This is a genomic window from Bacillus sp. S10(2024), from assembly GCF_050473865.1.
Lineage (GTDB): Bacteria > Bacillota > Bacilli > Bacillales > Bacillaceae_G > Bacillus_A.
The window spans coordinates 1,789,214-1,803,117 of sequence record NZ_JBFLUR010000002.1 but is presented as its reverse complement, the minus strand read 5'-3'; the positions used below and the strand labels follow the sequence as shown (position 1 = coordinate 1,803,117).

The following is a 13,904-nucleotide window of genomic DNA, read 5'->3' as shown; positions in this document are numbered from 1 at the left end:
AACCTCTGTTGCTAATTTGGGTGGTACCGCGGAACCAAAGTCTTTCGTCCCAGTTTTTTGGGAAAGAAGGGCTTTTTTTTATTGGTTTCTTTCCTCATTACATCAAAACATTTTAGGAGGAATACATCATGTATCAAACATTAATGACAGTAAGAGAAACACAAATCGCAATTAAGGAAGTTAAAACGTTTTTTGAAGAGCAATTATCAAAACGTCTTGAATTATTCCGCGTATCTGCACCATTATTTGTAACGAAAAAATCAGGATTAAACGATCATTTAAACGGCGTAGAGCGTCCAATTGAATTTGATATGCTATATTCGGGAGAAGAGTTAGAAATTGTACATTCACTTGCAAAATGGAAACGATTCGCACTGCATGAATATGGGTATGAAGCGGGTGAAGGTTTATATACAAACATGAACGCAATTCGCCGTGATGAAGAGTTAGATGCAACGCATTCCATTTATGTTGACCAATGGGATTGGGAGAAAATTCTTCAAAAAGAATGGCGTACAATGGATTATTTACAAGAAACAGTACGGACAATTTACGGAATATTCAAAGATTTAGAAGACTATCTGTTTGAAAAATACCCGTTCCTTGGTAAATATTTACCAGAAGATATTGCATTTATCACATCACAGGAGCTTGAGGATAAATATCCAGAATTAACACCGAAGGATCGTGAGCATGCGATTGCAAAAGAATACGGTGCTGTCTTTATTAGTGGGATTGGCGGGGCATTACGTTCTGGTGAAAAACATGATGGGCGTGCAGCGGACTATGATGATTGGAAATTGAATGGTGATATTTTATTCTGGCATCCAGTATTGCAGTCTTCATTTGAGCTTTCTTCTATGGGGATTCGCGTCGACAGTAAATCTCTTGATGAACAATTAACAATAGCAGGAGAAGATTTCAAACGTGAATACGATTTCCACAAAGGAATTTTAGAAGATGTACTGCCGTTAACACTTGGCGGTGGCATTGGACAATCAAGAATGTGCATGTATTTCTTACGTAAAGCACATATCGGTGAAGTACAGTCTTCAGTATGGCCAGATGAAATGCGTGAAGAGTGTAAAAAGCAAAACATTCACTTGTTCTAAAAGACTTTGCTTCAGGTGCTAGATTATTCTTGTGTCGAATCGTCGATATATTGTGAAAAGAACTGATAAATGTACCATGTTCACCGATATATCGATGAACACGTAAGAAGGAGCCGATTTCCCAAAGGCACATAGGTGCTTTGGGGAGTCGGCTCTTTGTTTTTTAATTGATTGATACAAAAGGTTCGATTTTTGTCATAAATGATTCATGAAGTGCTTCGACACCTTTTACCAAATGAAGGCGGTCGATTACGACAGATACTTTAATTTCCGATGTACTTACCATTTTAATGTGAATATTTTCTTCTTGTAATGTGGAAAACATTTTCGCAGCGACACCTGGATTAGATACCATACCTGATCCAACGATTGATACTTTTGCTAAGTGGTTTTCATGCTCTACAGATTCATATTGCATTGATTCACGATTTTCTTCTAAAACGGTTAATGTTTCATTTAAGTCATTTGAATGTATAGAGAAGGATAAATGTACAGTTCCTTCATTTGTAATACTTTGAATGATAATATCTACATTAATATGAGCGCTCGCTAATGTGGAGAAGACTGTGGAAAGCTTTTCTGGTTGTAAGCCTTTCATTGTTACACGTGTTATATTATCTTCAAATGCAATGCCTTTTACGATTGATTGTTGCTCCATGTTACATTCTCCCCTTACTATTGTTCCATTTTCTTGTTCCATGCTTGAACGAACTTCTAACATAACGCTATGATTTTTGGCAAATTCGACTGCTCTTGGATGAAGTACGCCAGCACCTAGATTTGCGAGTTCTAACATTTCATCATAGGAAATTTCATCTAATTTGTAAGCGTTCTTTACAACGCGTGGATCGGTTGTGTAAACGCCTGTTACATCTGTATAAATATCACATTTTTTTGCCTGTAATGCTGCAGCTAACGCAACTGCGGTTGTATCAGAACCGCCGCGACCAAGTGTTGTAATTTCTTGTTCTGCGCTTAATCCTTGGAAACCGGCTGCAACAACAATCGTTCCTTTTTGTACATAAGATTGAATCCGCTCTGTATTTATGTCGGTAATTCTAGCGCTGCCATGTATGGATTCTGTTGTAATCCCAGCTTGCCAGCCTGTAAGTGAAATTGCCTCGTACCCTTTCGTTTGTAAAGCCATTGTTAATAGAGAAATTGAAATTTGCTCACCTGTTGTAAGTAACATATCCATTTCTCGTTTACTTGGTTGATCTGTAATATTAGCAGCTAAAGATACAAGTTCATCTGTACTATGTCCCATTGCAGAAACAACCGCTACAATTCCGTGTCCTCTTTCATATTCTTCAATGATTAAATTCGCAACATGTTGAATCCGTTCAATATTTCCGACAGATGTGCCACCAAATTTTTGAACAATAATTTCCATGATAAAAGCCCTCTTTCAAGTTGATATAGATAAAGTGAAACTTTCGTCAGTGGGGGGGTCATCCCCTACTGATGGTTAGTTGAACCAATCGGGCACTTACGGGAAGTTACCTCCCACATAACTTCTTTGCTTCCTCTGAATATTGAGATGGGAGTCTTACTGTCCGTTAGTGCGGGATAAATTAGGAAAAATGTTGTTAAACATAAGATGGGGAATATAGATTCCTTTTACTCCTGTAAAAAAGTAAATAAAAAAACACCATCTCAAATAGGTGAGGATGGTGCTGTTACAGGAAAAAGGGAACAGAAAACGGAGCTAACAAAAAAACCGCCAAAAAAGAAGATGATCATAAAAAACATGATCACTCTTTTTTGTAGATAGCTCTTCATATATACACCGCTGTATATATGACAGTTCTGTTTCTATTCGAAAACAGCCCCAATGTATATGCTCAGAGGCACATATACATTTCGGCAACTTTTCCTTTCATCTACATTCACTGACAATCTCTGTGTCTCCTATAGAATACTCATAATAGTTGCGACCTCTATCTCACGTCATTAGGCGAGAGTAATTGGTTGTATGAAGTTGTTTGTAACATTTGTTTCATAGTAATCAAAATGTCGAGAGAAATCAAGTAGGTTATAATTATTTTGAATATTTAAACTATCGTGGAAAAAAATAAAAGTGGTATAAAATGTGGTTAAAAGAAGTAGTTCCAACAAAATTTTACATGTAATTGGAGTGGAGGGGTGAGAATGAAAAAACAAAATCCTATTTATGTAAAAACAGAAATAGAAACTAAAATGGATGAACTTTGGAAGTATACACAAGATCCAAAGATACATACGGAATGGGATGCACGGTTTACAGAAATATCGTATTTAGAGAAGAACGAAGGTGAACCACAGCGTTTTTTATACAAAACAAAAATTGGTTTCGGATTTGAAATTGCTGGAGAAGGAGAATCAATAGGAGAATTACAAAAAGAAGGCGGGGAATGTATTTCGTCACTGAAATTTTGGACAGATAGTAAGCTTTCGTTAATTTCGGTAGGGAGAGGCTATTGGAAGTATATACCGAATGAGAATAAGGTTCGTTTTGAAACGCAGTATGATTATGAAACGAGGTTTGGAGGTATAGGAAGATGTATAGATTCATACATATTTCGTCCGTTATTAGGATGGGCAACGGCTTGGAGTTTTGATGCTTTAAAATTGTGGTTAGAAAAAGGATTTCATCCACGTTTATTATTAAAAAGAGCTGTTACATATTATCTCATTTGCTTTTTGCTATCTTTTGTGTGGATCTATCAAGGTCTTATTCCGAAAATATTATATACTCATCCAGAAGAGGTACAGATGCTTTCCAAGCTTATAGGTTCAGAAAATTATGCGTCCGCAATGATTAAAGTGGTTGGATCTTTGGAAATTGTGTTTGGGGTGATCTGGTTGTTACCTTTCAAAAAACAGAAATTATTTTTTCTTCATAGTTTCATACTATTAATCTTGACAGTTGCGGCGGGATTTACAAATATCGCTAGTTTTATGCAACCTTTTAATCCGATTACGTTAAACATCATATTAATCGGATTCTCAATAATCGGTTATATGAATAGTAATGACTTACCGCAAGCGAGAAATTGTAAGAGAAGTAGAAAGGAGTAGAAAATTGTCTTCCATTTATGAAACATTATTAGGAGAATCCTATCATCGGTTACATCCAAAATTACAAAAACGGTATGCGATTACAGAGGAACTTGGTTTTACAGGAGAAGGGAAAATGGATGAAATTACAGAAGGTTCTGCTGCTGTAAGAATGTTTTTAAAAGTAGCAGCAAAATTCCGGATGTTCTTTTCAGAAAGAGGGACAGGAGTACCGTTTATTATCCAAAATAAAGCAGAGAAAGACAGGGAAGGAAAGACATTTATAAGATGGAATCGGATGTTTTTGTTCGGTGAAAAAAAGCGTTATTTTCATGCTGTCATGTATTTGAATGATAAACAAAATGAAATTGTCGATTATTTTGGTGAACCGCATTTGCTTGTATCGACGCTTGCGTTTCATGTTGATTCAAAAGGAGCAATGCATATTTCATCTAAAAAACAATGGTTCTACTTATACGGAATGAAGATTCCATTGCCAAAGTTTTTATATGGGCAGGCAAAGATTGTAGAAAGCTATGATGATGAATTAGAGTGTTATCGGATACATGTACAAGTACAAAATTCATTATTAGGACCACTTTTCTCCTATAAGGGGACGTTTACAGAAAGGGATACAAATCTATGCGAAATATAATGATTGGCTGCATGTGCTATGTCATTTTTCTTATATTAGAATGGCCAAAATTACACCCTGTTGAATCGATTATATTATTGTCTATTCTTTTATTTATCCCAATAGCGTTTTCTATTGTAGATAAGAAAAAAAGAAATGGAGACGAACTGTTTTGTTATAAGCTCGCAGCATTTTTTTATCCGGTTGCAGCAATAAGTGCAATGCTTGCTTTTGTAACAGACTATTTTCTATTTGCAATAATTTGGTTTTTATATACCGGTATTGTCGCACTGTTTGGAGTATCCCGATTGTTAGAAAGAGGATGGAAACCGTTAGAAGAAACTGCAATTGATAGTGGATTTATATATTTATTTTTAGGTGGATTTTGGTTCTTTGCCTCTGTAGCAAATATACCAATTATGCAGTTTAGTTCAGATATTGTTTTACTCACAGCGGCTCATTTTCATTACTCTGCTTTTTTACTTCCTTTGTTTGCAGGTTTATTAGGAAGAAAACAACAAGAGAAAAGTAAGTTGTATACAGTCGCTATGTTCATTATGATTATTTCACCAATGACAGTTGCAATTGGGATTACATATTCAAGAACGTTTGAATTTTTTGCAGTGTTACTTTATCTTATTTCCCTTTATATGTACGGGATTTTTGTATGGAAAACAAAGTTTACTTCAAAGAGTGCAAAGATTCTTCTTATCATCTCTTCTAGTACACTTATGGTAACTATTCTTTTTTCGATTTTCTATTCATATGGCAACTTTAAGCAAGTCATGACGATTACAATTGCGCAAATGGTTTGGATTCATGGCGTTGTGAATGGATTGGGCGTAGCATTACCTGGTTGTATTGGCTGGATGATTGAAAAAGCTGCACCTATATATATTCGTTATGGAAAACCGGTGAGTCGTATAAAAGGTAAGATGAAAATTGGAGAAAATATTTTATTAGAAAATAGTTTAATAGAGGAGAAGGAATATACAGGCCTTATAAATAAAGTGATAGATTTTGACAGTAAACAGTTTAATACAAAGAATGTATCACCGCTTATTATTGATTTTTATGAGAACACGAAAGAATATGAGTTAAAAGCAACTATTCACTGGTCACGTTGGTTTTTGCCATTTGCTTTTCTATATGAAAAAATAAGTCGGCGTGTACAACAAATTCATTTAGGGATGGGAAATCGCTTAGAGAGGATGTATGGGGAAATTGTTGCTATAAAAGATGAAAAAGATGGTAGAAATGATGTTAGAGCGTGGGTTCGGAAAAATGAACAAAATGAAACAATCTTTGTCGCGCTCTATTCTCAGCATGAATATAACGAGGAAACATACATGAATATTGCATTGCCATTACCGTATGCAAATATGACGGGGATATTAAAATTTCGTAATGATAAAAACAATCTTATCATTACGAGTCGATTAAGGAATAGTGCAAGAGGGGATGAGGGGATATATTTACATAACCGCTTCTTTACCATTCGCTTGCCACTCGCAGAAACGTTTACGATAAGAGAGAAGGCTACAACAACGTTAACAGCACATCATCAAATGTGGCTGTTTGGTGTGAAGTTTCTCGAGATTGATTACGAGATAGAACAAAAAGAGAATATTGCTTAACGAAAAATGAGTTTGGTATGATACCAAGTTCATTTTTTTTCGTATTTATATCGTAAATCTTAAGAATTCTTAAGAATTTACCTACAAGAAACTTAAAAAATTTCTGGGAAGATACTAATAGATACTAAGAGATAGGGGATGAAGTGATGAAAAATGATGTAGTAGAAGTAAATCAAGTAGAAAAAATATATGGAAAGAAAAAAGAAAACCATTCAAGGGTATTAAAAGGAATAACGTTATCGGTAAAAGAAGGTGAGTTTGTTGGAATAATGGGTCCATCGGGATCAGGGAAAACGACGTTGTTGAATGTAATTTCGACACTTGATCAAGCGACTAGTGGTACCGTGAAAATTGCTGGAACAGACATAACAAATATGAAAGGAAATGCATTATCTGATTTTAGAGCGCAAAAGCTAGGGTTTATTTTTCAAGATTTTAATCTTCTTGAAAACCTTTCAATTTATGAAAATATTGTGTTGCCGTTGTCACTGCAAGGAGTGCCTTCAAAAGATATTGATGGAAAAGTACAAGAGGTAGCGATAAAACTTGGGATAGAAGCAATTTTAGACAAATATCCAACTACAGTTTCTGGTGGTCAAAAGCAGCGTACGGCAGCAGCTCGTGCACTCGTACATAATCCAGCTATTATTCTTGCAGATGAACCAACAGGAGCGCTTGATAGTAAAAATGCGAAAAGTTTATTAGAAGCGATGCGTGATTTACATGAAAATCATCAAGTTAGCATTATGATGGTAACGCATGATGCATTTAGTGCTAGTTATTGCGAACGAATATTATTTATCCAAGACGGATTGCTCTATGAGGAAATTCACCGCAATGGAAGTAGAGAAGCATTTTATCAAGATATTTTAAATGTGCTAGGAAAAATGAGTTCTTCTAAGGAAGCGATATAAGGAGGTGGGGACATGTTACTGAAATTATCTGTACATAGTATACGAAAGATGATGAAAGATTATCTTGTTTTGTTAATTGGTCTTATCGTTAGTATAAGTATTTTTTATATGTTTCAAACGATGGCCTTAAATACTGAATTTACGAAAGAAAATAGTATCATTAACAGCATTCGTATTGTCTTCGGGATTGGTTCTGTGTTACTTTCGTTTATTACCTTATTTTACATTCTTTATGCAAATTCATTTTTGCTTACATTGCGCCGAAAAGAATTAGGTATGTATATGATGCTTGGGGCAAAAAAGAAGAAGGTTGCACAGTTGCTATTTATCGAAACATTAGGGCTTGGAATAGTTGCTTTAATGATTGGAAATGCGGTAGGGATTGGATTAGCCAGTGCAGTAGGAAAGACTCTTATAAAAAGTATGGATGTATCAGCGAAGGGATATGAGGTATTTTATTTTCCTGCTTTAATTGCAACGTTCCTTTTTTTCTTTGTTCTTTTTGTAGTGACAGGGATAATTAATAGCTTTCGTCTTCTGCGCAAAACAGAATTAGAGCTTATACGAGAAGATGAAACGCAAGATGAGGTTGAAAAAAGTAAACTTCGTATTACGGTTTTTACGGTGCTCGGAATTTTGATGTTAGGTATTGGATATTACGCAATCATTCATGTGAATGACTTGCAGAAACTGGGACTTATAGTTGCAACATTTTGTACAACAATTGGAACTTATTTTATATTTGGTTCATTATTTCCTTTATTTGTTACGATGTTAAAAAGAAATAAAAAAAGAAACGAAGCAGGACTTAATAGTTTTACGCTTGCACAGCTACGTTTTCGAATTAATAGTTTATCAAGAGTGCTAGGAACAGTTTCTATGTTGATTGCACTAGGTGCTGGTGCGATGACAGCTGGGATGGCATTTCAAAAAAATGTTGGGATGACAACGGAATTTTCGCGAGTGTATGATGCGACGATTCATGATCCCAATGCTGAAGAAATAAAAGAATTAAAGCAAATGAACATTTTAGAAGAAAAGAAGTATGCTTATAAAGAAACTGAAGAAGCGGTATACTTTTTACGTGACGATTTACTTGATCATCCACCGCTTATTTCAGAGCACAAAAGTGCGAAAAAAGGTAAAGAGCCAATTCGTGTCCGCGTAAGTGAGACACTACCTGAATCTATATATACATCGCTTGAGAATCCATCAACAAGGAAATATCCAAGCATGCCTCAGCAATGGGAGGAGGCGCTCGTTCGTGAATTTCAAATTAGTTACAATCAATTTGAAGGAAAGCCGCTCCGCATTGCTGACAAAGAAAATTATGAAAAAGTACAAGGGACAACACATTTACTCCTTTTAGTTCGTGTTGATGATCTGCAAAAATATAAATCGTTTCTTACGAAAATTGATCAACGCCAAAAAGAAGCCGCTGAAAAACATGTTGGTGAAGAAGTACCGATGCAAACGAAAATGACAACGTACCAGTTTATGTATACTTTTATGAGTGGCACAATGTTTATGGGTTTTTTCCTAGGCGCTTCTTTTCTTGCGATGATGGCTAGTTCACTTATGTTTAAAATTTTAACAGGAGCATCTAGAGATAAACGCCGCTATGCTATGCTTCGAAAAATTGGTGTTCGAAAAGGAGTGCTTTCTCGCAGTATCTATAAAGAAGTATTCTTCATCTTCTTATTTCCTGGGATTGTAGGAATTGCTCATGTATTAGTTGGCATGAATCTATTTTCATTCATTTTACTTGATCCGTATGTGAAAATTTGGATGCCAATTAGTTTGTTTGTCTTCATTTATCTTGCATATTACTGGATAACAGTACAATTATATAAAGGTATGGTACTGCCAAAAGGATAGTAAAGGGATAGACGATTGCTTGAAAAAAGCAATCGTTTTTTGTAAATAATAAAATATATAAAGGAAGTTTCATAAAAGAATTACAAATAAGTTTGAAAATTCCTCACAAAATGTTCACATATATCCGATATATTAAAAATTAAAATTATAGTTTTATAAGTTTCTATAAAGATAGGAAGGATAAGTATCATTTAGGAGGAAAATGAAATATGTTTGCAAAACAACAAACAGTAAATCATTCTACTAGAGGACATGAGGCTCAGGTAGACAGTTCAAAAGCACAATTTTTATATCGAGCTGTATGGCGCTGGCATTTTTATGCTGGTCTTATTTTTGCACCTTTTGTAATCTTATTAGCAATCACAGGTATAATCTATTTATTTAAACCGCAAATTGAAAATGTTATATACAAGGATTATTACTATGTACAGGCTACAAAAGAAAAGTTGACTGCTGAAGAGCAAATAGAAGCAGTCAAAAAAGCGTATCCTGGTGCTTCTATTACAAAGTACAAGCCATCTTTTGCGTCAAATCGTTCAGCAGAAGTAGGAATCGTAGATAAGGAAGTTCTAATGACGGTATTCGTAAACCCACATAATGGAAAGATTTTAGGCGATTTAAAGAAAGAAGAGAAATTTATGAGCCAAGTGGAGCGGATGCATGGCGAGCTAATGATTGGCAAGGCAGGAGATCGGATTGTAGAAATGGCTGCTTGCTGGGCCATGATTTTGTTGATTACCGGTCTATATTTATGGTGGCCGCGCAATAAAAAATCAATTTTTGGTACATTGATTCCAAGGGTTTCTAAAGGAAAGAGGATCATGCTAAGGGATTTACACTCTGTTCCGGCGTTTTGGTTTTCACTGTTCATTTCTCTATTTATACTGACAGGGCTTCCTTGGTCTGGATTATGGGGAGATTATATTAATAAAATCGCAACGGCTACAAAAACAGGATACCCGACAGGACTATGGGATGGTAAATTGCCGCAGTCTACTGTTCCATCTAAAGCGGTAGCGGATGTTCCTTGGGCAGCAGAAAAGTTACCAGTTCCAGAATCTAAGGAGAATAAAACAGCTACTCTTATGGTGGCAGACATTATGGAAATAGCAGAAAAAAACCATTTAGAAGATGGATACGTAATTACATTCCCTAAAGGAGAAAAAGGTGTGTACACATTATCCGTTAAACCTGATAATCCAAAAGGGGAAGCAACGCTGCATATTGATCAGTACAGCGGAAATGTGTTAGCGAATTTGCAATTTGCAGATTATGGAATATTAGCTAAGGCAATTTCTATAGGGATTGCGCTGCATGAAGGGCGTTATTTCGGATTAGTTAATCAACTATTGGATCTTGTAATTTGTCTTGTATTAATCGGAATTGCTGTAACAGGCTGCATGATGTGGTGGAAACGCAAGCCATCTAGTACGTTAGGTGCACCTTCTTTACCAAAGAACTTTAAATTAATGAAAGGAGCAGTAATACTAATTATCATGCTAGGGATTTTGTTCCCGCTAGTAGGTATTTCGTTGCTTGTGGCTTTGGCGCTTGATTGGCTGGTAATAAAGAGAGTGCCAACTTTGAAAAAATGGTTTGGTTAATGTAGGTTACATTTATGATAAAGTAAGGGGAATTATATGAAAAAGAAAAACTTTGTATACATAGTAGGGAGTGTTTTATTAATAATAGGTATATATCTATATATAGACTATTATAAAACATATGAAACAAAAGTTACAGATACGCCGCCCTGTCATACCAACAAGTAGAGTACTGAAAATAGTGGATCATTTTAAGAGAAATAAGAAAGCACAATTGTATTCACAAAAGTTTTAATATTTATCTCGCAATAATTGACAGTAAGATTCCAAACTCAAGATTCAGAGAAAAGTGAAGAAGATAGGTGGGGGATAACTGTCTGTAAAAGCCTGATTGCTTTAACCAACCAACAGTGGAGGATGAAAAACCCTCACTGTTGGAAAATTTAATTTATTTTAAAACGTCATTTGATTATTATTGTTCCTGCTAGCGTATATTGAACAGAATGTTTTGAATGATATTTCCGTAATTTTCTGTTTTATATTTCTTACGTTTTTTCGTTTTGTTTATCCCGCATTAACGGGCAGTAAGACCCACACCTCAAGATTTAGAGAGAGCAAAGAAGATAGGTGAGGGATAACTGCCCGTAAAAGCCCGATTGGTTCAACTAACTGTCAGTGGGGGGTGAAGAAAACCCCACTGACGGAATTTTCATTTTATTTAAATAGATGAAAGTAGGTGTATACGGCTACAATAGAGGCGACAATTGGAGCGATAACAGGTACCCATGCATAGTGCCAGTGTGAGCTTCCTTTTCCCTTAATTGGCAAAAGTGTGTGAGCCAGACGAGGCATAATGTCACGGGCGGGATTTAGAGCAGGGCCAGTTGGACCTCCTACTGAAAGAACGAGTCCCCATACTAAAAAGCCGATAACTACATGGGCTGTTAGATGTTCCTTTCCCATAAGCGGAGAATGTACGATCCCTAATGCACAAAAAATTAAGATGAACGTACCAATGAATTCCGTTATGAATGCGTTAAAATATGTCTTTTTGTAAGACGGGACGGAACCGAAGCAACCTAGCACTTCTATAGTATCTTCTGTATCATCCATAAAAGGTTTATACATTATCCACACAATGACAGCGCCAATAAATGAACCGATGAGTTGTGCTGTAATGTAGGGAACAACTTTTTCCCATGGGAATTTGCCGTTCAGCGCCAAACCAATGGTAAAGGCAGGATTAATATGATTCCCACTAATACCACCGAAGATAACAGCAGGGATTCCAACTGCAAACCCCCAGCCAGTAGCTATTACCATCCAACCTGTTTTGTGACCTTTTGCTCCTTTTAAATGAACATTTGCAACCACGCCGTTTCCTAATATGACAAGTAAAGTGGTGGCAAATACTTCTGCGATGTATGCTGTCATAGTATCTCCTTTCTAGATATGTAAATTAAATACTAAATATAGTTTGCTTAAAAACGCAGGAGATTATTGTAACTTTCAATAAATAGTTTAATTAAGCTAAAACATTGTTTTTTTACTTTTCATTAGTGAATAGTTCACTCGATATGCTCGTTAGAAAATAACAAATATCAAAAATTCTTATGTTTATTCCATCAATTTCAAAGTCTAAAAATCCTGCAAATCAATTCCCAGCAAAACTAAATTAGATAGATGTGTATCTCTATGAATAATCTGTTTTGGTAAAAATGGCAATATATTTACTATATATGGATTTTGGTGTTTCGTGAGTTGTATAACTTTAGGATTAGCAACTTGACTTTCTTCAATTAAATGCATTTTTTTCTCAAGGTTTATTTTTCTTTCCGCTCAATTAGAATATTAAAAAATATTCTAACAATGGATTGGCATCTTTTTGTTTGTTGTTATAATTCATTTCAATCGATGTTAGAAAACCTCGTATAGGAGGGTGCTGGATGAAGCAGATTGAAGCTATTGCTATTATAAGACCTGAAAGGTTAACGGATACGGTTAAGGGGTTGGGAAACATTGGATCAGTGATGTATCGTGGGAGGAATTATAAAGTTACTCTTCATCCGAAAATAAAACTTAAAATCGTTCTCTCAGACTATATGGTGGAAAGGACGATAAAGGCTATTATTGCTTCTGTCCAAACAGGTGAAGATGGTGGCGATTCCAGAGCCATGAGCTTATGAGGATGAGATGGATCAAGAAAAAAGAGCTTTTTATGAATAACATAGCAGCGACTTATATGTCGAAAAATTAAAATGGAGTTATATAAATTCAAACAGCATCCTGTATGTGGATGCTGTTTTATTAGTTAGACAAAAGGAATTTCTACTTCGCAAACAATCATATTCTCTACTTTCGCAACCGCTTTAGCTTTTCCTATAAAACTTCAAAAACTAATGATTCCTATTTTTGGATGGAATTGGTCTCGAGGATGAAATTGTTTTCTAAAAAAACTTTTTTGACCCCCTTAAAAATAAGGTTTCCTGCGAAATAAATATAGATAGAAGCCATATAGGAGTGAGAACAATTAGAATTCCTGCGAATGGTTCATATTATCTTTTTAGGTCTTATTTTTACTATGTATAAACATATATAGACAACATAGATGGGTATGTAATACTATCCTTAATTTTGTTCTGCTATTTTGGTGCAGTAAGGTCTCCTCCTCAAGATTTAGAGAGAAGCGAGAAAGATAGGTGAAATCACTGATAGAAGTTTCACTTTATCGATATGGACGTTTATTTCGCTTATGAAATCTATGAAAGACAAAACTGAGTGATACCTAGGTGCGTATGTAGTATATAAATTCTACACCTATACTGTCTGAATAAATAGAAATTCAATTTAAAACACTGGAAAACGTACTAGAAAGGGAGATTCAATTTGAAGGAATTTACTGTTTGCTATACTTTGGATAATGATATTAAAAAAGAAAAAATAATTAAAGGATTAGGTGTTAAAAAGGAAGAGGTTATACAAGAAGTCTTAGAAAAGGTGAAACATGACAAGTTTTTTGTTGCGAAAAGTGATGAAGGAGATTATATCATAAATTCTTATTTAGTACGTTATGTACGTGTTATAGATGAGAAAGTACTAGGTCAAATATAGTATTCATAATTTAGTAGGTAGTAAGCTAACAATTA

11 protein-coding genes, 1 riboswitch and 1 other annotated feature (1 of these 13 cut by a window edge) are annotated in these 13,904 nt (G+C 35.2%); of the genes, 9 read left to right on the top strand and 2 right to left on the bottom strand.

The features are described 5' to 3' along the window. Positions 1-55: a binding site (T-box leader), on the top strand (it extends 205 nt beyond the left edge of the window). 73 nt (positions 56-128) lie between these two features. Further along, positions 129-1,112, top strand: a complete 984-nt coding sequence (asnA, locus tag AB1280_RS09215) for an aspartate--ammonia ligase (RefSeq protein WP_429755646.1) — start codon at positions 129-131, stop codon at positions 1,110-1,112. A 163-nt stretch (positions 1,113-1,275) separates the two neighbouring features. On the opposite strand, the gene AB1280_RS09210 is transcribed toward asnA, so the two are convergent. Further along, on the bottom strand, positions 1,276-2,505 hold the full coding sequence (locus AB1280_RS09210; protein WP_429755645.1) for an aspartate kinase: 1,230 nt from the start codon (positions 2,503-2,505) through the stop codon (positions 1,276-1,278). 370 nt (positions 2,506-2,875) lie between these two features. Then, positions 2,876-3,063, bottom strand: a riboswitch (Lysine riboswitch). A gap of 200 nt (positions 3,064-3,263) precedes the next feature. Between AB1280_RS09210 and AB1280_RS09205 the strand changes: the two genes are divergently transcribed. From AB1280_RS09205 to AB1280_RS09180, 6 genes are all read left to right on the top strand, one after another. Further along, positions 3,264-4,172, top strand: coding sequence for a DoxX-like family protein (locus AB1280_RS09205; RefSeq protein WP_429755644.1), 909 nt, complete (start codon positions 3,264-3,266; stop codon positions 4,170-4,172). A gap of 4 nt (positions 4,173-4,176) precedes the next feature. Further along, positions 4,177-4,806 (top strand): DUF4166 domain-containing protein, encoded by a 630-nt coding sequence (locus tag AB1280_RS09200; protein ID WP_272189423.1) that lies wholly within the window; start codon positions 4,177-4,179, stop codon positions 4,804-4,806. Then, entirely contained in the window at positions 4,794-6,422 is a 1,629-nt protein-coding gene (locus AB1280_RS09195) for a YndJ family protein (RefSeq protein ID WP_429755643.1), read from the top strand. Before AB1280_RS09200 ends, AB1280_RS09195 begins: the two co-directional genes overlap by 13 nt. 146 nt (positions 6,423-6,568) lie before the next feature. Further along, complete coding sequence (locus tag AB1280_RS09190; RefSeq protein WP_429755642.1) at positions 6,569-7,336, top strand: ABC transporter ATP-binding protein; 768 nt, start codon at positions 6,569-6,571, stop codon at positions 7,334-7,336. Positions 7,337-7,348: 12 nt separating this feature from the next. Continuing rightward, the gene (locus tag AB1280_RS09185) at positions 7,349-9,214 is read left to right on the top strand and encodes an FtsX-like permease family protein (RefSeq protein WP_429755641.1); all 1,866 of its coding nucleotides are present in this window, start codon (positions 7,349-7,351) and stop codon (positions 9,212-9,214) included. A 209-nt stretch (positions 9,215-9,423) separates the two neighbouring features. Next, positions 9,424-10,818, top strand: a complete 1,395-nt coding sequence (locus AB1280_RS09180; RefSeq protein WP_429755640.1) for a PepSY-associated TM helix domain-containing protein — start codon at positions 9,424-9,426, stop codon at positions 10,816-10,818. Between the two features lie 654 nt (positions 10,819-11,472). On the opposite strand, the gene AB1280_RS09175 is transcribed toward AB1280_RS09180, so the two are convergent. Continuing rightward, positions 11,473-12,192, bottom strand: a complete 720-nt coding sequence (locus AB1280_RS09175) for an MIP/aquaporin family protein (protein ID WP_429755639.1) — start codon at positions 12,190-12,192, stop codon at positions 11,473-11,475. 512 nt (positions 12,193-12,704) lie between these two features. On the opposite strand from AB1280_RS09175, the gene AB1280_RS09170 reads away from it, so the two are divergent. Together AB1280_RS09170 and AB1280_RS09165 are read left to right on the top strand one after the other, a co-directional pair. Beyond that, complete coding sequence (locus AB1280_RS09170) at positions 12,705-12,944, top strand: P-II family nitrogen regulator (protein WP_429755638.1); 240 nt, start codon at positions 12,705-12,707, stop codon at positions 12,942-12,944. A 700-nt stretch (positions 12,945-13,644) separates the two neighbouring features. Next, complete coding sequence (locus AB1280_RS09165) at positions 13,645-13,869, top strand: hypothetical protein (RefSeq protein WP_251228677.1); 225 nt, start codon at positions 13,645-13,647, stop codon at positions 13,867-13,869. Positions 13,870-13,904 lie beyond the last annotated feature (35 nt).